Origin of the sequence: Veillonella sp. R32, assembly GCF_010093125.1 — a bacterium.
Classification (GTDB): Bacteria; Bacillota; Negativicutes; order Veillonellales; family Veillonellaceae; genus Veillonella_A.
The window spans coordinates 1-19140 of sequence record NZ_NMZQ01000047.1 but is presented as its reverse complement, the minus strand read 5'-3'; the positions used below and the strand labels follow the sequence as shown (position 1 = coordinate 19140).

The 19140-nt window shown below is 38.9% G+C and carries 17 protein-coding genes; all 17 read right to left on the bottom strand.

The genetic code is table 11. From position 1 onward, the window contains the following. Positions 1-7: 7 nt before the first annotated feature. Positions 8-295 carry a ribosome assembly RNA-binding protein YhbY gene (gene yhbY / locus VER_RS09105; RefSeq protein WP_162100516.1) on the bottom strand — a complete coding sequence of 96 codons (288 nt, stop codon included), beginning with the start codon at positions 293-295 and terminating at the stop codon, positions 8-10. Between the two features lie 13 nt (positions 296-308). Next, positions 309-1583 (bottom strand): GTPase ObgE, encoded by a 1275-nt coding sequence (gene obgE, locus VER_RS09100; RefSeq protein WP_162100515.1) that lies wholly within the window; start codon positions 1581-1583, stop codon positions 309-311. A gap of 60 nt (positions 1584-1643) precedes the next feature. Beyond that, entirely contained in the window at positions 1644-2810 is a 1167-nt protein-coding gene (locus VER_RS09095; protein WP_162100514.1) for a S41 family peptidase, read from the bottom strand. 1 nt (position 2811) lies between these two features. After that, entirely contained in the window at positions 2812-4014 is a 1203-nt protein-coding gene (locus tag VER_RS09090) for a murein hydrolase activator EnvC (RefSeq protein WP_162100513.1), read from the bottom strand. Between the two features lie 15 nt (positions 4015-4029). Continuing rightward, positions 4030-4917: a permease-like cell division protein FtsX gene (ftsX, locus tag VER_RS09085; protein ID WP_162100512.1), complete on the bottom strand. Its 888-nt coding sequence runs from the start codon at positions 4915-4917 to the stop codon at positions 4030-4032. Further along, positions 4907-5593: a cell division ATP-binding protein FtsE gene (ftsE, locus tag VER_RS09080; RefSeq protein ID WP_162100511.1), complete on the bottom strand. Its 687-nt coding sequence runs from the start codon at positions 5591-5593 to the stop codon at positions 4907-4909. Before ftsE ends, ftsX begins: the two co-directional genes overlap by 11 nt. Before the next feature lie 15 nt (positions 5594-5608). Further along, positions 5609-6541, bottom strand: a complete 933-nt coding sequence (locus VER_RS09075; protein WP_162100510.1) for a transketolase family protein — start codon at positions 6539-6541, stop codon at positions 5609-5611. Position 6542: 1 nt separating this feature from the next. Continuing rightward, a complete protein-coding gene (locus VER_RS09070) occupies positions 6543-7376 on the bottom strand; it encodes a transketolase (protein ID WP_162100509.1) in 834 nt (277 codons plus the stop codon). A 108-nt stretch (positions 7377-7484) separates the two neighbouring features. Then, positions 7485-8579 carry a polysaccharide pyruvyl transferase CsaB gene (gene csaB / locus VER_RS09065; RefSeq protein ID WP_162100508.1) on the bottom strand — a complete coding sequence of 365 codons (1095 nt, stop codon included), beginning with the start codon at positions 8577-8579 and terminating at the stop codon, positions 7485-7487. Further along, complete coding sequence (locus VER_RS09060) at positions 8572-10614, bottom strand: DUF5693 family protein (RefSeq protein ID WP_162100507.1); 2043 nt, start codon at positions 10612-10614, stop codon at positions 8572-8574. The genes csaB and VER_RS09060 overlap by 8 nt, the downstream gene beginning before the upstream one ends. Before the next feature lie 13 nt (positions 10615-10627). Beyond that, positions 10628-11317: an LmeA family phospholipid-binding protein gene (locus tag VER_RS09055; RefSeq protein ID WP_162100506.1), complete on the bottom strand. Its 690-nt coding sequence runs from the start codon at positions 11315-11317 to the stop codon at positions 10628-10630. A 13-nt stretch (positions 11318-11330) separates the two neighbouring features. Next, a protein-coding gene (gene prfB / locus VER_RS09050; RefSeq protein WP_238390202.1) for a peptide chain release factor 2 occupies positions 11331-12438 on the bottom strand; the annotation gives its coding sequence in 2 pieces (ribosomal slippage) (positions 11331-12380 and positions 12382-12438; 1107 coding nt in all). 91 nt (positions 12439-12529) lie between these two features. Further along, the gene (gene secA / locus VER_RS09045) at positions 12530-14974 is read right to left on the bottom strand and encodes a preprotein translocase subunit SecA (protein WP_162100505.1); all 2445 of its coding nucleotides are present in this window, start codon (positions 14972-14974) and stop codon (positions 12530-12532) included. A gap of 212 nt (positions 14975-15186) precedes the next feature. Further along, positions 15187-16017 (bottom strand): MetQ/NlpA family ABC transporter substrate-binding protein, encoded by an 831-nt coding sequence (locus tag VER_RS09040; RefSeq protein WP_162100504.1) that lies wholly within the window; start codon positions 16015-16017, stop codon positions 15187-15189. Between the two features lie 53 nt (positions 16018-16070). After that, entirely contained in the window at positions 16071-16733 is a 663-nt protein-coding gene (locus VER_RS09035; protein WP_202922156.1) for a methionine ABC transporter permease, read from the bottom strand. Beyond that, positions 16730-17752 (bottom strand): methionine ABC transporter ATP-binding protein, encoded by a 1023-nt coding sequence (locus VER_RS09030; protein ID WP_162100503.1) that lies wholly within the window; start codon positions 17750-17752, stop codon positions 16730-16732. Before VER_RS09030 ends, VER_RS09035 begins: the two co-directional genes overlap by 4 nt. Before the next feature lie 487 nt (positions 17753-18239). Further along, positions 18240-18770, bottom strand: a complete 531-nt coding sequence (hpf, locus tag VER_RS09025; protein WP_162100502.1) for a ribosome hibernation-promoting factor, HPF/YfiA family — start codon at positions 18768-18770, stop codon at positions 18240-18242. Between the last annotated feature and the right edge of the window lie 370 nt (positions 18771-19140).

The window sequence follows — 19140 nt, the reverse complement described above, 5'->3', positions numbered from 1 at the left end:
TATCTCTCTAGCGTGGCAAAATAATCTTTGGTTCTTTTTTAGCCTTATAAAGTACACCATTATGACCAATAACTTGTACTAATTCAGCCCCTAACATATCCGCTAATTCTTCGAATATTTCTGTTGGATCTACTGGTGCATTATTCAACACTTTAACTTTAATTAATTCTCGTGCTGTAATAGCTGCTCGGGCACTATCAATAACAGCTTCTTCCAAACCGCCTTTGCCAATCATAACTACAGCTGGCATAGTGCTCGCTAAAGCCCGTAAAAATCGTTTTTGTTTCCCTGTCATACTATCTCCTGCCTTATAAATCATGGAATGTAAAACGTTGATCCCCAATGACTACTTCATCCCCATCTTTACAGCCACGCTCTTTCAAGCGACGGTCTAAGTCCATATAGGACCAAATTTTTTGGAAACGACGAAGTGCTTGCTCAGCCTCTAAATTCGTCATGGCTACTAATTTTTCAATACGTGGCCCACTAATAATAAAGGATGCATCATCACCACGGGTAATCGTAAAATCTGTATCTGGTTTTGCTTCATATAAAACGGTATCATCTACAGCTTCTGGTTCTGGTACATAATTTTCTACATAATACCAAGCTCGAGCCACTAAATCAGGTAGACCTTCACCAGTTAATGCATTTACAGGAAACACTTCATAGCCTTTTTCTTTAAAATAAGCAGTAACTCGTGGCAACGTTTCCTCATCCTGTAGCATATCAATCTTATTTAACGCGATTAATTGTGGTTTTTTGCTCAATTTTTCACTATATTTTGCTAACTCTGCATTAATGGTATGGAAATCTTCAATCGGGTCACGCCCTTCCATACCAGATACATCCAGTACATGGATTAAAATATTGCTTCGCTCTACATGGCGTAAGAAGGAATGGCCTAGCCCCACCCCTTCACTAGCTCCTTCAATCAGGCCTGGAATATCTGCCATAACAAAACTTTGACCTTCACTGACAGATACCACTCCTAATACAGGCGTTAATGTGGTAAAATGATACGCTGCTACCTCAGGTTTAGCTGAGGAAACCTTACGAATAATACTGGATTTACCAACGCTAGGATAGCCTAATAAACCTACATCTGCTAACACTTTTAGCTCTAATTGCAACCACCGTTCTTCCCCAGGTTCCCCTTTTTCAGCAAACGTAGGCGCACGGTTAGCACTAGTGTGGAAATGAGCATTACCACGGCCACCACGGCCACCTTTAGCCACTACATACGTCTGACCGTCTTCGATGAGATCAGCCATTAATTTACCACTTTCTTCGTCTTTTACAGTAGTTCCTAAAGGTACTGGAATAATCATATTCTCAGCACCACGACCATATTTATTACTACTTTGTCCCCCTTCTCCAGCAGGGCCTTTAAATTGACGCTTATATCTAAAATCAACAAGAGTATTGATGTTTCTGTCTGCTTTTAAAATGATGTCTGCTCCTTTACCGCCATCGCCGCCGTTTGGGCCGCCATTAGGAACATACTTTTCGCGTCGGAAACTACTCATCCCGTTGCCGCCGTCACCGGCTTTCACAAAAATTCGTGCACGATCGATAAACATAGTTTTCATCCTTTACTAATACTAATATGGGCGGTAACTGATGTTAGCTACCGCCACCTATTATTTTGTCTTTAAAATCTCAATTGCTTTTTGAAGTTGTGTATCTTCTGCTTCAGAAGAAACACCTTCAGGAAGTGTTACTTCCACATCCGGTTTAATACCGGTACCATCAATGACACGGTCATTCGGTGTATGATATTTAGCAATGGTAATCTTGATACCTTCATTGCCTAACATACTCAATACAGTCTGTACCGTTCCTTTACCATAACTATTAGTACCTACAATAGTACCAACTTTTTCGTCCTGCACAGCGCCAGCAATAATTTCAGAGGCACTGGCTGACCCTTGGTTAATTAATACGACTAACGGAATCATTGGTTCTAAACCTTCCGAATCATACGATTCCACCTGTCCTGACCGATCTTGAATCGTTACAATAGGACCAGCCGGTAAAATATAATTGGATACTTCCTGAGCTGTCGTAAGTAGACCGCCTGGATTATCTCGCAAATCAAGGACAAGTTTAGTCATGCCCTTATCTTTTAATTCTTTATAAATTTTAGCAAAATCTGGACCTGTCGGTTCCGCAAATTGACTAATACGAATATAGCCCATATGATCATCCAACATTTTCCCCTTAACTGTTGGTAAGGTTATTTGTTGCCGTGTAATCGTATAGTCTTTAACGTCATTATCACGCATGACACTTAAAACAACTTGTGTTCCTTCTTCACCACGGATCATCTTAGATGCTTCTTCCATGGATAACGTACTCGTCTTAATGCCATTAATAGCTACAATGACATCACCAGAACGAATACCGGCGGTAGCTGCTGGTTGGCCCTCAATGGCCGTAGCTACTTTCATGAGACCTTCTTTATCTTGCCCCAATACAATGCCTACACCACTATAGCTACCAGAGGTTTGCATATAAATATCATTAAAGGCTTTTTCATTTAAAAATTGACTATGAGGCTCACCTAAAGAGTCAATCATACCTGCTAAAGTGCCTTCAAAGAGTGTATTCTTAGCCACTGGATCCATATAAAAATGGCTCGCTACAAAGTAAGTGAAAAAGAATTTAATCGCTCCTGCAGGAGAACCAGAAATATACCAAAATACAAGCCATAAAAATACAATACCTGCTACTGTAAATTTAATGGCAAATTGGATACCAGACCGAATAGAGCTTGGCAACCAACGCTTAATAAAATTATCTTTCATCTTATAAATACCCTTGCGGATCTACTGGATCACCATTAATACGCACTTCAAAGTGTACGTGAGGTCCTGTAGAGTTCCCTGTACTACCAGCATAAGCGATAACGGAACCTTTGCTTACCGATTCCCCTTCAGAAACGGCCAAATCAGAATTATGGCCATATAAAGTAGACATCCCATTGCCATGGTCAATAACCACAACATAGCCATAACCATCCATCCAACCGGAGTATTCTACATAACCGCCATCAGCAGCATGTACTGGTGTACCTTCATCCACCCCAATATCGATACCAGAGTGAAGAATTTGGCGGCCAAAAATAGGATGTTCACGCCAACCAAAGTCAGACGTAATAGGTCCTGATACAGGCCAGCTTAATACGCCAGACCCTTGTACATAGGTATAGCCACCGCCGCTACTACCGCCACCACTTTGAGCTGCTGCCGCTGCGGCTGCGGCTGCGGCGGCTCGTTCGGCCGCACGCTGTTGTAGCATAGCTTTAATGGCATTAGAAGAAGCTTGTAAATCAGCCTGCATCTGTTCAGCTACGGCTTTATCATTTTGAGCTTTAGCTAAAATGGCCGATTGTTCATCTTTTTTCTTCTGAATAACAGCTTGTGCTTCACGAGCTTTATTTTCTAATTCAACTACTTTAGCTCGATCAGCTTCTAATTCAGCTTTTCGTTGGGAAATTTCTTCCCGTTCTGTCTTAATGCTGCTAATTAATTTAATATCAGCATCAATGATGCGTTTTAACATTTCTAAACGATTAGCAAAATCACTAAAGTCCTTAGCACCAATGATAACTTCTAAGTAGCTAAGACGACCGTTAATATAAATATCTCGCACTCGTTTATTAAATACACCTTCGCGACTAGCTAAACGCGCTTGCGCTTCGGCTAATAACTTTTCATTTTTAACAATTTCTTTTTCCACAGCCAAACGTTGCTGCTCGTAATTTTTTAGATTAGCTGTTGCCTCATTCAATTCCACTTGAATCTGATGCAATTGTTCAGATACATTTGTGATGGTAATTTCAGCATTGGCTTTCTTATTGCTTGCTTCATCCATCTGCTGTTGAATGCCACTGAGCTGATTCGTCAAATCTTCGTCTTCCGCCCGCATAGTGCCAAACGGAATGGAGGCTAATACAGTAGTACTTAAAAGAACGGCCGCTACACGCATGGATAATTTATTATTTGCCATACATACCCTTCTTTTCTATACTTTCATATATTGTTTCAACGAAATCGTAGAGCCAATAGCCCCCACTAAGACACCAACGCCTAATAAAATAGCGCTTAGGTCATAGAAGAATGGCAACATTGGTACTAATGGTAAAAAGGCTAAGGAGTTTTCCACTTCTACAGTAATGAAATGGTAGAATTCCCAAACACAAGCCGTAGCAATAGCTCCACCAATGAAACCTAACAACATACCTTCAATGAGGAATGGCCAACGAATAAACCAGTTAGTAGCACCTACATATTTCATAATCCCGATTTCTTTACGACGAGCGAATACTGTCAAACGAATCGTGTTAGAAATAATGAACAAGGTAGCCCCTGCTAAGAAAGCAATTAAAGCAATGCCACCAATACGGATAATTTGAGTCATTTTAAAGATTTGTTCAATTACATCTTGACCATAGTGAGCACTTTCTACTTCTGGGAAAGTGGCTACTAATTTGGCCGTATTTTTTACTTCTTCTGGATCTTCAAAGGTAATAATATAGGAAGACGGTAGTGGATTATTACCATCTAAAGCCGCTACTAATCCTTGTTGATCCCCTAAACGTTCTTTAAAACGCTTCATTGCTTCATCTTTATTGACAAATTCAATGTTTTTAACCTTAGGTAAGGCTTTTAATTTCTTGCCTACTTCCATCACTTGATTAGTCGTTAAACCATCTTTCATATAAATGCTGATTTCTACCTGACTTTCCAAATTGGAGGCTAAGTTATTTAAGTTTACTACGCCACAGGTAAAGACACCTAAAATGAAAAGGGATAACGCTACCGTCGAAATAGACGCCAAGGTCATAAGCCCATTACGGGTCATAGACTTAAGCGCTTCTTTCACAAAGTATCTAAATGTTCTAAGCTTCATTGAATTCAGCACCTCGCATTCTATCACTTGTTACGCGGCCATCTTCCAATGCAATAACCCGCTTATTCAAATACTTTACCATTTCCATATCATGAGTAACCATAACGATGGTTGTACCTGAATTATTAATCGTTTTAAAAAGCTCTACAATGCCCTTACTTGTATTAGGGTCTAAGTTACCAGTTGGTTCATCGGCAATCAAAACTAATGGTTTATTTACAATAGCTCGTGCAATGGCTACTCGCTGTTGTTCACCACCACTAAGATCCTGAGGCAAATCATTCGCCTTATGGCTAAGTCCAACCATTTCTAATACAGAGGCCACTCGTTCTTTAATAACTTTAGGCTTTTCTTCAATAACTTCCAAAGCAAAGGCAATATTTTCCGCCACCGTTTTATTAGGTAATAAACGGAAATCTTGGAATACAATGCCTAAACGCCGACGTAAATACGGAATCTTCCGTTTTTTCAAATGAGAAACTTCCATGTCATTTACGATAACGGTTCCCGAATCAGGTACTACTTCATGTGATAATAGTTTAATAAACGTGGATTTCCCAGCTCCACTAGGACCACAAATGAGTACAAACTCACCCTTCTCAATATGTATAGATACGTCATCCAAAGCTAATGAGCCATTGTCGTACACTTTGTTGACATGGTTAAATTCAATCATTGATAACTTCCTTTACTATTTTCGTTCCATAGCCGTTTTAGCTGCTGCTACAATATGTTCAGCTGTTAGGCCATATTTTGCCATTAATTCTTTAGGAGTACCCGATTCACCGAAGGTATCTTTTGTACCTACACGAATCACTGGTACCGGTGCCAATTCAGTAACTACTTCAGCTACAGCAGCACCCAAACCACCCAGAACATTATGTTCTTCAGCAGTTACAATAGCACCTGTTTCTTTAGCCGCTTTTACAATGGCATCAGCATCAATTGGTTTAATAGAGGCCATATTTAATACACGAGCTTTTACACCAGTATCAGCTAATTGTTTAGCTGCTTGTACGGCAGGACCTACTAAAGCGCCACAGGCAATAATAGTAACATCAGTACCAGCTACTAATTCTACTGCTTTACCTGGCGTAAAAGTATAGCCTTCTGGGGTTACATCATCCACACCGGCACGACCTAACCGAACATATACAGGCCCTTCATAATCAGCAGCCCATTTTACAACCGCCGTAGTTTCAGCTTCATCAGCAGGCACAATAACGGTTAAATTAGGAATAGCACGCATACAAGCAATATCTTCTAAACTTTGATGAGTTGCCCCATCTTCACCTACCGTGATACCTGCATGAGTGGCACAAATTTTTACATTCAATTTAGGATAGCACACAGCATTGCGCACTTGTTCAAACGCACGACCAGTGGCAAACATAGAGAAGGACGATACAAAAGGAATTTTGCCAGCAGCGGCTAAACCAGCCCCTACGCTAATCAAATTTTGTTCGGCAATCCCTACATTAAAGAAACGATCGGGATATTCTTTTTTAAAGTTATCCGTCTTCGTAGATTTAGATAAATCTGCATCTAATACGACTACATTTTCATGAGTAGCCCCTACAGCCACTAAGGCATTACCATATGCTTCACGAGTTGCTTTACCCATCTTACACCTCCAAAACTTCTGCTACAAATTTTTCGCATTCTTCAGCGGATGGCGCTTTACCATGCCAACCAGCTTGGCCTTCCATCTCTTTTACACCTTTACCTTTTACAGTATGCATTACCACAACCGTTGGCTTATCAGTGCAAGCTTTAGCAGCTTCAATAGCTTGATGAAGTTCGTCTAAATTATGACCATCTACTTCAATTACATTCCAATTAAACGCTGCAAATTTGGGACCAATTGGTAATGGTGACATAACTTTGCGAATATCACCATCAATTTGTAAGCCATTGAAATCAACGAACGCAGTTAGATTATTTAATTTGTAATGACCAGCGAACATAGCCGCTTCCCATACTTGGCCTTCTTCTAATTCACCATCACCAAGCACTGCATATACGCGATAATCTTTCTGATCAATACGACCAGCTAAGGCCATACCACAAGCAGCGCTAATGCCTTGCCCTAAAGAGCCAGTAGACATATCAACACCTGGCGTATGTTTCATATCTGGATGACCTTGTAAAATGCAATCAATTTTACGCAAATTAAGCAATTCTTCTTTAGAGAAGAATCCTTTTTCTGCTAAGGTAGCATATAAAGCAGGTGCCGCATGACCTTTAGACAATACAAAGCGGTCACGATTAGGATCTTTTGGGTCCTTTGGATTTACATTCATTTCTACAAAGTACAACAACGACATGAGATCTGTAATGGATAAAGAACCACCTGGGTGCCCCGATTTGGCGGCGGTTACAGCTTTTAAAATACTTACGCGAATCGCTGTCGCTTTTTCCTGAACTAAAGATGTTTGTTCAGCTGTTAATGTTGTCATAAAGACCCTCCATTCCTAGTTGGAAAATAAGTAAACAGATTGTATAAAATCGTATACGAAATAACGATAGGAATCAATTCTTATTGTACCCCTTTGTCTTAGTAAAATCTAGTTTTTAGAATCTAAGAGAGATAAGGCAATGTGAGCATTTTTGAGAGATTCCTCTCTCAACTTTATAATACGCTGTACTACTTGCTGTTGTAAGGCTGTATTTTCTAAGAAATTAGCAGTAGCTTCGTAAATAGTACGAGCACTAATTTCATCTAAAGTCCCCACCGGTTCTTGACCTATCATATGCAAGAAATTAGTAATTTTAGGATCATAAGAAATGCCCACTACTGGTTTTTCCATGAGGGATGCAAATACTAACGCATGAAGACGCACCCCAATTAATACATCCATACAACCTTCTAAAGAAAGCAATTCCGTTGTATTATACATTCGTTCTAATACAACTGGGTCGCTTTTCATAAGCGCTTTAATAGCTAATGCTTCTTTCGTATCCGCTGGATGTTGCATAGGAATAAACACAACTTGAGCGCCCAATTCATCGTGCAATTGATCCAGCGCCTGCGCTAGTTCACTGCGATAAGCAATCGCTTGCTTCCAATTACGCACCGATACGCCTACACGATACCGCACGCCTGAAAGCTGATATGGTTTCAATAAACGCTTACCAATAGTTAAATCTACAGGATGCATGGCTAATACCGCATCGGCAGTCACTTGAATCGGCACATTAGTAACACCCATATCCAGTAATTCTGCTTTAGAACGCTCATCACGCACCGTAATCATAGTAACCTTATTTAACACTTGCCCCACAATCTGTCGGGCTCGTTTACGACGCAAAGGACCAATCCCTTGTGCATATAGCATAACTCGTTTACCAAAGGTAGTGGCTAGGGTAATAATGCTCAAATAATAGTATAAACTACGTTTACTGGTTACATCTTGTAACAAGCTACCGCCACCACTAATCAGTAAATCACAACGACCAATAGCATTTAAAATACCAAACATATCAAAACGCCCTACAGCCTTCACGCCATGATTGGCCGCCGTTTGCTTTGGATTGCCTGAAATGACCGTAATATCGGCATCGGGAACCACTTCTAAAATGGCTTCTAAAATGGCGGCTAACATAGCTTCATCACCAGCATTACCAAACCCATAATAGCCAGAAATGACAAGTCTAGTCATTAGACACCTCCCCACGACGGGACCAAGCAATAATATATGCCAAGAAACGGAATACTAAAATAGCCACTACGCCAGCCAAAATACCAATCCATAAACCATCATAGCCACGAGCAATCGACATAAGAACTGGTGTACGCAAATGACAGAACGTTTCTACTAAAGAGCCAATCCCAATAACCCCAGCGAGGGTGCAAAGGAAATGGAACATCATAGGCCAACGACGCAATACTGCAAAGGATGCCAACATTAGGGCGGGGTGACCGATGAGGAATTCTTTTTCTCTTGGCCGTGCATACAAAGTATTTTCTAAGAAGCGACGCAACGCAATTTCAAAACTTGGTACAGGCACACCTGCTGTATGGCCACTGCGCCCTACAAATATCCAACCAACAATACCTAAGAAAGCAAACACTAAAATCATATATAGTTTTACATCTAAAGTTAAGAAGGAACGTAAGAAACTACGACATTCTGGCCAGGAATCCACCGTGCGGCCTTGCCATAATGGGAATCGCTGCAAATAAGCAATGGCTGTTAAAATAATAGGTGCCACAAAAACTAATTTTACGCCGCGGAATAAAGCAAACTCCATAAAGAAGCGGGTATTTCCTAACATGGCAGCAATTAAAATACCACCCACTGTTGCTATAAGCGCTGCCCCTACTAAATATAAAGCAGCTTCTAACGTAGCTCGCCAAGGCCCTACTACAGGTCCCTCTGCACGGCGTACCCAGCAATCCATAATTAGAATAATGGCTACTACCGGTGCAGCAATCGCCGCACTTAACGCCCAAATTTGAGTAATTAACGTACCACCCGTTACGGCATATAAAACAACTGTAATAAGCAATAAGGTAAAATTAACTACCAATTGGCGATGTTTGCCCATAGGATAGAACAAATTCAACATAAAGGTGAAAAGCGCTACGGACCCAGCCATAGTCAATACTACTGCAATAGGGCTAGGCGTATAAGCTGGATAGATAGAAGCACGACCAAACGTAAAGCCTCGATCCGTTAATTTTTCTTTTAACGAATTCATATACGTAATGCTAGTAGCCAAGGCGGTCTTATTATCACTGCCTTCTTCGTAAATTGGCAATAAATTATAGCGAATATTACGTTCAATATCACTAATATAGAATCGCTGAGATACTTCTTCAGGACTTAATTTTTTAAGTTCATCTTTAGAAATTGTATATAAACGACCTACACTATAATTATCTGCTACCGCCAAATCATTATTGAAACCTACTTGATTTTCATATTGCAACTGATTAACAGCTTCAATCCCTACAACAGGAATGCGTAAATTATGTAAGTATTCATTAGTAACCCCCATAAAATCAGGATACCCTAACGCTTCTTTACCTACAAACACCATACCTGTAATATTAGGAATACCATCAATACGACTAAACACATGGTCTACATTATCTCGCGTTACTTGTTTAAAATTAGTAGGGCGAACAATAACGTTAAAACCTAAACGGTTTACTTCTTCAGCTTGTAAACGAGAAATGCTTAATTTCATATCCATAAGCGCTTCATAGGGCTGAGCTAAGGCGATAACAGGGCCACGATTAGAATATAAAATTGTTACCTTATCTTTACCTAACCGTTGTACCAAATCATCTTGAATTTCTTTGAAATATCCTTCTTTACCATGAGCCGCTACCAAATAAGTATACCCAGGTAATGGTTGTGTACCATAAAATTGTAGAGCATTCGCCTCTACCCCTTGATACACAATGATTTCGCCAGCATCACGGGCTTTGTCTATGGTGCGGTCATAAATAGCCATAGCTGTTACGCCAGCATCTTTCAAAGCTTGTAGCGCATCTGCGGTGCTACGTTTTTCAAACGAAGCGGCCCGTAAAGCTGCGTCATAATCGACGATATTTTCTACTTGATGCTGAGCTGATTCAATTTGATTGCGCTGTTGCACTAAAAATAAACCAGCCAATAAGCCTATAACAATGATGGCTATGAGTATTAACGAATGTTTTCTCTTCTTTTTAATAGCGTCCTTCACAATAACACCTTTCTTACTTTGCTATAGGATTCACAAATAAATGAATTTCATCATTCATCGTTTCAATGCGATCCGCTTTTACAGGAATTGGGAATTCTGCAAAATCATAAATAGTAATTGGTTTTAATACAGATGCATTTAACCCACCAATACCAGCACCATTGATTTCAAAGCGCTGTGGTGAAAACACGAGGGCATTATTTTTAATTTCTAATAACCCTTTAATATTAGCTGTCCCTTTGACAAAACCCATATCTACCGAACCAATTACTTCAATGCCATTGGAATTAATGACTACATCTTTAATAGACAAACCTTTTACAGATTGTTCCATAAAATTCTGTAAATCACTAGCCGTCACAGTACCTTCAATTTCCCCTTTGCCTAGTTGATTGATTTCCATAGTCTGATTCATCAATAAAGCAATGGGATTAAATTCTAAATTGGTCACATCTAAATGAATATCAGCAAAATTCAAATGACCTAATTTAACATTTTCCAGTACGCCCCGCATAGTATCTACATGACCTCCCAACATAGTAATTGCTGGGGAAGACTCGATACGCAAGGAAATAGTTTCGGGGTTTAATTTATTACCAATTTCACGCTCTAATTGTTTGGCCACAAAACTAGGCAAGAAAAATTGAGCTGCCACCACGAGGGCTACAATAACAACTACTACGAAAGCGATAAACTTTTTCATCAGTCTAACTCTCCTACACTTTTAAATTAGCTTCTTTTTTTAAGAAACCTTCCACAAATGGATCCAAATTACCATCCATAACAGCTTGAATATTTCCTGTTTCTACACCCGTACGATGATCTTTCACTAAATTGTAAGGATGGAAAACATAGGAACGTATCTGGCTCCCCCATTCAATCGCTTGATAGGTACCACCAATTTTCTCTTTTAATTCAGCTTGTTTTTCTAATTCTAATTCAAATAATTTAGCCCGCAATAATTTTAATGCTTGTTCGCGGTTTTGAATCTGTGAACGTTCACTTTGACATTGCACCACAATACCGGTCGGGATGTGAGTCATACGAATAGCAGAATCTGTTTTATTAATATGCTGCCCACCAGCCCCACTAGCTCGATAAGTATCCACACGAACATCTTTCATATCCAATTGAATATCTACCGTATCATCGATTTCAGGCATAACATCGACGGCTGCAAAAGACGTATGACGCCGTGCATTAGCATCAAATGGGGAGATACGAACTAAACGATGCACCCCTTTTTCTGATTTTAAATAGCCAAAGGCATTTTCACCTTTAATCAAAAAGGTAGCACTTTTTATACCCGCTTCATCACCAGGCTGCTCATCCATCATAGTAATAGCAAAACCATGTTGTTCAGCCCAACGCAAATACATGCGAATAAGCATGGATACCCAGTCCTGAGCTTCCGTACCACCTGCGCCAGCATGAAACGTTAAAATGGCATTATTTTTATCATATTCGCCGCTCAATAGTAAAAGAACTTCACGACGTTCTACTTCTTCTTGAATTTGTTGAACAGAAGCAGCTAATTCACTTTCCATAGACACATCTTGTTCTTCAATAGCCATATCAAGCATCAACTTTACATCTTCAATCTCGCCAACCAACGCTTTATAGCCTTCCACCGCATCTTTTAATTGTGTGGCTTCTTGAGATATTTCTTTGGCTGATTCTGGATCATTCCAAAACTCAGGGTCACTCATTTTAACATCTAATGTAAAAATTCTATCTTCTTTTTGAGCGATGTTAAAGTGAATCCCTCATTCCATAAATACGCTCCTCTAAATTGTCAATAGGGCCTTTTAAATCCTCTAACAATCTATTCACCTCTTTCTAATCTAAGTGCAATAAAAACAGAAAATGGCCGTGCCGAAGTAAAAGCTCCCGGCAACGAACCATTCTGCGTTATCTAGTCTACATTTTGTGGTTCCAACACATCATCATGATGGGTTTGCGCATTGGCCAGGGGATCTGCTGTGGCTTCTTCTTCAATCACTTCATCATTTAATTCAATGCGAATGCGATAGAGATACATAATCGTATCTTCTTGAATAGCTTCAATCATAGCTTCAAACATGTCATATGCTTCAAATTTATATTCTACAAGCGGATTTTTTTGACCATAAGCACGAAGACCAATGCCTTCACGCAACATGTCCATGGAATCCAAATGTTCCATCCACTTACTATCTACAACTTTAAGCATAACAGCTTTTTCGAGTTCACGCATATTGGCTTCACCAATAAGTTTTTCTCGTTTTTCATATTCTTCATGCGCAATAGAAAGTAATTTTTCTTGTAATTCACCGCGACCGTATTCTTCCATTTCGGCTACAGTCAATTGTCCAGGTTCTAAGAAGAAAAGTTCTAAATGTTTTAGTAACCCTTCATAATCCCATTCTTCTGGATATAATTTTTCATCCGCATACTGATCCATCGCCTTCACAACCAAGGAATCAACCATATCCATAATTGTGTCACGAAGTGACTCATTACCTAAAATTTTACGACGTTGATCATACAACACTTCACGTTGCTGATTCATTACATCGTCATATTCAAGGATATATTTACGAATGTTAAAGTTGTGGTTTTCCACTTTTTTCTGAGCTCGTTCAATGGATTTAGTAATTAAAGAATGTTCAATTGGTTCATCCTCTTCCATACCTAATTTATCCATCATGCCAGAAATATTATCGGCCCCAAAAATTCGCATTAAATCATCTTCTAAGGATAAGAAGAATTGACTAGAACCTGGGTCCCCTTGACGGCCAGAACGACCACGCAACTGATTGTCAATACGGCGACTTTCATGACGTTCCGTCCCTAAGATGTGTAAACCACCTAATTCAGCTACCCCTTCACCAAGGGAAATATCGGTACCACGACCAGCCATATTCGTAGCAATGGTAACCATCCCACGTTGGCCTGCATTAGCAACAATTTCCGCTTCTTTTTCATGGTGCTTAGCATTTAATACATTATGTGGCACACCACTCTTAAGTAACATGTCGCTCAATTCTTCAGACTGTGTAATCGACGTAGTACCTACCAATACAGGCTGTCCTTTTTTATGGCGTTCCACAACATCTTTTACTACGGCTTTATACTTAGCCTTTTTAGTTTTAAAAATCAAGTCAGGCAAGTCTTTACGCAATAATGGACGATTTGGCGGAATTTCATATACTTCAAGGCCATAAATATTGTTAAATTCTTGTTCTTCCGTCTTAGCAGTACCAGTCATACCCGATAATTTTTCATACATACGGAAATAGTTCTGGAACGTAATCGCTGCTAAAGTCTGGCTTTCACGTTCAACTTTAAGACCTTCTTTAGCTTCAATAGCTTGGTGTAAACCATCCGAGTAACGGCGACCAAACATTAAGCGCCCTGTAAATTCATCAACAATAACAACTTGACCATCTTTTACTACATAATCTTTATCGCGATGCATCATAGCATAAGCGCGCAAAGAAGCATTCAATAAATGGTTAAGCTCTAAATTAGCTGAATCATATAAGTTTTCAATTTTAAGTAATTTTTCAACTTTAGCAATCCCTGATTCTGTTGGGGCAATGGTTTTCTGTTTTTCATCAATTGTATAATCTTCACCAGCTACTAATTGAGGCACTACTTTAGCTAAGGTGTAATAGCTATCTGTAGACCGTTCCCCTGGACCTGAAATAATCAATGGTGTACGGGCTTCATCGATAAGAATAGAGTCTACTTCATCGACGATGGCATAATTAAGTGGCCGCTGTACCATTTGTTCCGCGTGAACTACCATGTTATCACGCAAATAGTCAAAGCCAAATTCATTATTAGTACCATAGGTAATATCCGCTGCATAGGCCATCTTACGTTGATTGTAATCAAGATTAGCTACAATCAAACCAACGGATAAACCAAGAGCACGATATAATTTACCCATCCACTCACTATCGCGAGAAGCCAAGTAATCATTAACCGTAACTACATGAACCCCTTTACCCGTTAATGCATTAAGATATACTGGCAACGTAGCTACCAACGTTTTACCTTCACCAGTACGCATTTCAGCAATATTGCCACGGTGCAAAGTAATACCACCAATAAGCTGTACATCAAAATGGCGCATGCCTAGTACGCGCTTGGAAGCTTCACGTACAACGGCAAACGCTTCTGGTAAAATATCATCTAGTGTTTCCCCATCAGCTAAGCGCTTTTTAAATTCTTGCGTTTTACCTGCTAAGGAACTATCACTAAGACTACTTAAACTAGATTCTAAGCCATTAATCTCATCTACAATGGCACGCATTTTTTTAATTTCGCGCGCACTATTATTACCAATTAATCGTTGTATAAAACCAAACAAATAAATCAACTCCTTAAGACTGTATATTCTCATATATACATATTCAATTTATTATATCACAAAGTCTATAAAAAACAAAAAATAAAGAGCGTACTTACAAGGTTTTTACACCCTAACAGCATGTATTACACAAAAAAGGTAACACCCAACCGCAAAGGATAGGTATTACCTTTTTAAAAATAAATTTCATTAAAACTATATTATATTTTCACTTATTTATCTTCTGGCACGTACCATAAGCCATTATTGTGTGTTTTCATGTATTCTTTGAATTCTGGTGAATTGTAGGCATCTTTAATGTCTTTGGCCCATTGGGTATCTTTGTTTTTATCCAATACGACTAATTGAAGTAAGAGATGTGGTAAAATATCTTCTTTTACCAAGGCGGTAGCTGGATCAATTTTAGCATTATAAACAATAGCCCCTGTAATTACAATGAAGGCAAAGTCTGTGCGAACTGATGGAATCGTTAAGGATTTCATTTCCACAAAGTTTAGATTATGTGGATTTTCAATAATATCCGCTTTGGTTACCGTAGATAAATCTTTATTAGGGTCTAACTTGATAAGCCCTGCTTTTTGTAACAATGCATAAGCTCGTGCTGTATTAGATGCATCATTAGGAACTGCAATGGTATCACCATCAGCAATTTGACTTAACTGTGTTTTTGAGCCTGGATAAATTCCAGCTGGCACAGTAGGAATCGGTGTTAAAGCTACTAAATGGCCACCTTGTTTATTATTGAAGTTTTCCATATAAGCCGTATGCTGTTCTACGTTAAAATCAACTTCTCCATCGTTTAAAGCCACATCAGCTTGTACTAAATCAGACATGTCACGAGCTGTAATTTTGTAGCCTTTCTTCTCCAAAATCGGCTGAACACCTTGTTCAAATAATTCTGAATATGGACCCTGCGATTTACTAAAAACAAGTTCCTTTTTATCAGACGAACTAGCATCATTACCACAACCAGCTAATAAAACAGCCCCAAGTGCCACTGACAAGGCCAAAGCCCCTAATTTTTTAAAACGTTTCATATTCATACTAAGCCTTCTTTCTTTTCTCAATTTAATATATTTTAAAAATAAAAATCAAATTAATGATTTCTCATTTTAAAAGCAAAGTGATTCCCAATAGACTGAATAATCTGTACAAAAATAACTAAAATAATAACAGTAAATAACATCAAAGGAAAATTAAGTCGTTCATAGCCATACGTAAGGGCTAAGTCACCAACCCCACCAGCCCCAATGGCACCGGCCATAGCTGTTGCACCAATAAGACCAATCGTCCCCGTAGTAACGGAAAGGATTAAAGAGGCTTTAGCTTCTGGCAAGATAAAATTCCATACAATCTCAAAATGAGAAGCTCCCATTGCTTGAGCCGCTTCAATAATCCCTTTATCCACATCCAGTAGTGAGTTTTCAAACAAACGGGTCAAATAAGGGGCAATAAAAATTACTAGTGGCACTAAAGCTGCTGTTGTGCCAATACGCGTGCCTACCAATAATTTTGTTAACGGTAATATGAACACCATTAAGATAATAAATGGCACACTGCGAATAATATTTACAATCGTGTTAATAACAACAAAGACATAATCATTTCGTAAAATTCCATCTTTATTGGTTAACACTAAAATAACCGCTAAAATCAGACCAATAATTGAACCTATAATTAAAGACACAAAGACCATGTACAAGGTTTCTTGAGCGGCCAAAATAATTTGTTCATTAGGTACTCCTAAATCAGGCATCATACTTTCACCACCTCCCACTCTAAACCATTTTGCGAAATAAACTCTTTAACAGATTGAATCGTCGCTTCATCCCCCACAACTTGTAAGATAAATATCCCTAAAGCTGAGTCCTGTAACTGATTTACCGAAGCAAAAATAATATTAGTTTCCACTGCTAACGTACGGTTAATCTCATAAATTACATGTTTAGTCACCGTATCACCTAGGAATCTAACTTTTATAAGCTCATAGTGCCGTGTATCCGCTTGTAAATTAGCTACAATACTATCAGGAATTCGTTCAGGAATGACAGTTTGCACAAATCGCTTAGTCATAGCCTCCGTAGGATGACTAAACACATCTAATACAGTGCCCGTTTCTACGACCCGACCATGTTCCATAACAGCTACACGATTACAAATTTCTTTAATGACCTGAATCTCATGGGTTACTACTAAAACAGTAATATTAAATTCCTGATTAATTCGTTTTAACAAAGCCAATATAGCTTCTGTTGTCTCAGGATCTAAAGCACTTGTCGCTTCATCACATAATAGAATAGATGGATTGGTAGCTAAGGCCCGAGCAATGCCTACACGCTGCTTCTGCCCGCCAGATAATTGAGTAGGATACGCATTAGCCTTATCCGGCAAATTAACAAATTCCAATAACTCTTTCACTCGTTTGTCTATCGTTGTTTGATCGACCTTATTAAGGCGTAAAGGAATGGCAATATTATCATATACCGTCTTAGAGTTGAGCAAGTTGAACGACTGAAACACCATACCAATCCCCTTGCGAACTTGTCGCAATTCATTATGACTTAAAGCATTAATATTTACGCCATCAATAAACACATCGCCACTGGTAGGCGTTTCTAATGCATTGACCATGCGTAACAAGGTGGACTTGCCAGCGCCACTAAATCCGATAATGCCAAATATATCTCCATCATTGATGGTTAGTGACACATCTTGCAATGCTTGAACCTGTTGCTTTTTTACAACAAATTCTTTATTAATATGCCTTAGTTCAATCATAGTTCACCTCCTATAAATTTAAACACAAAAAAGCCACCGTCCCCTATACAGAGGCGGTGGCCCGCGGTTCCACTCTGCTTACAACGATTGTTGTACTCAAATCCCATAACGGTGGGTGGCCGTGAAAATCTACTTCCCTTCAATTTTCCCGCTCACAAAGGCATTCCAAAGTAACTACCCTACAACGAGCTTCCAGCCAAGACTCGTCTCTCTGTCTAGTTCATTACCTGTACTTGGTTTGTTCATCGCGTTTCAATTTAAAACATACTAATATAATAGGTTTTAAATTCTCATTTGTCAAGGTGTAATTAAAAATTAAATTACAAAACTAAATGATAGGACTAAGTAAGAAAATTAAAGGATTACATTACCGAACAAAAGGGGATTATAGGACAAAAGTAAGCGCAGGCCACTATATAGCAACCTGCGCTTACTTCTTATTTAATTATGTAAACGTCCTATGTTCGCTCTCCCACTGGAGTTGCCCTTAAATCTCTGGCTCAATTAAACCATAGGAACCGTTTTTACGACGATACACTACATTCATAACTTCAGTTTCTGCATTGTAGAACATAAAGAAGTCATGACCGACTAAGTTCATTTGCATAATAGCTTCTTCCACATTCATTGGACGAACGGCGAAGTGTTTACGACGAACTACACTGATTTCTTCTTCCTGTACAGGTACTTCAGGCACATAAGCATCTGGTTTGAAACCAGCTTCCTTCTTAAAACGACGGGCTAAGCGTGTTTTATATTTATGAATTTGACGAACAATTTTATCTACAACTAAATCGATCGCTGCATACATGTCTGTATTTGATGCTACACCACGAAGTACAACACCTTCAACAAAACAAGTCAATTCAACTACTCGATTTTCTTTTTCTACAGAAAGCACGGCTTGTACATCAAATGGTGCATCAAAATAACGAGCAAGCTTGTCCACACGTTTTTCCAAATATTCACGTAGTGCTGCAGTTACTTCTAAATTTTTACCTCTTACTGTTACTTTCATATGCAAACATCCTTTCTTCCAAGTTCTAACATCGAACTTGTTTTTCTATATTATAATAATTCTCCATGCAAATACAAAAGTCCTCTTTATTTTTTGAAAAATTTTTAAATTTTTTTATTTTAGTATTACTTTAATATTACTTTAGTATTACTTTAATATTATCTTATTAATAACTTTGCCTTGCCACCACACTACATTGGTAATACCTTAACTACATCGATAATACGGGTTATAGGACAAAACGTGTTGGTTTTTAATCCCAATAAGTAGGAAACTCTGTGCTCCGATGAAGTTCATTCCATGCAAGCCCATCTCCCCATTGAGGAATAGAATAATCTACTTTCTCCCTTTCGTTAAATCGTTGGTAGAT

Bases quoted from the DNA above. Each gene is read 5' to 3' on its own strand.
- VER_RS09035 (WP_202922156.1), bottom strand. From the start codon at position 16,733: ATGATGCCTGATTTAGGAGTACCTAATGAACAAATTATTTTGGCCGCT.
- hpf (WP_162100502.1), bottom strand. From the start codon at position 18,770: ATGAAAGTAACAGTAAGAGGTAAAAATTTAGAAGTAACTGCAGCACTA.
- ftsE (WP_162100511.1), bottom strand. From the start codon at position 5,593: ATGATTGAATTTAACCATGTCAACAAAGTGTACGACAATGGCTCATTA.
- VER_RS09090 (WP_162100513.1), bottom strand. From the start codon at position 4,014: ATGGCAAATAATAAATTATCCATGCGTGTAGCGGCCGTTCTTTTAAGT.
- csaB (WP_162100508.1), bottom strand. From the start codon at position 8,579: ATGACTAGACTTGTCATTTCTGGCTATTATGGGTTTGGTAATGCTGGT.
- VER_RS09040 (WP_162100504.1), bottom strand. From the start codon at position 16,017: ATGAATATGAAACGTTTTAAAAAATTAGGGGCTTTGGCCTTGTCAGTG.
- obgE (WP_162100515.1), bottom strand. From the start codon at position 1,583: ATGTTTATCGATCGTGCACGAATTTTTGTGAAAGCCGGTGACGGCGGC.
- ftsX (WP_162100512.1), bottom strand. From the start codon at position 4,917: ATGAAGCTTAGAACATTTAGATACTTTGTGAAAGAAGCGCTTAAGTCT.
- VER_RS09030 (WP_162100503.1), bottom strand. From the start codon at position 17,752: ATGATTGAACTAAGGCATATTAATAAAGAATTTGTTGTAAAAAAGCAA.
- yhbY (WP_162100516.1), bottom strand. From the start codon at position 295: ATGACAGGGAAACAAAAACGATTTTTACGGGCTTTAGCGAGCACTATG.
- VER_RS09075 (WP_162100510.1), bottom strand. From the start codon at position 6,541: ATGGGTAAAGCAACTCGTGAAGCATATGGTAATGCCTTAGTGGCTGTA.
- VER_RS09070 (WP_162100509.1), bottom strand. From the start codon at position 7,376: ATGACAACATTAACAGCTGAACAAACATCTTTAGTTCAGGAAAAAGCG.
- VER_RS09095 (WP_162100514.1), bottom strand. From the start codon at position 2,810: ATGAAAGATAATTTTATTAAGCGTTGGTTGCCAAGCTCTATTCGGTCT.
- VER_RS09055 (WP_162100506.1), bottom strand. From the start codon at position 11,317: ATGAAAAAGTTTATCGCTTTCGTAGTAGTTGTTATTGTAGCCCTCGTG.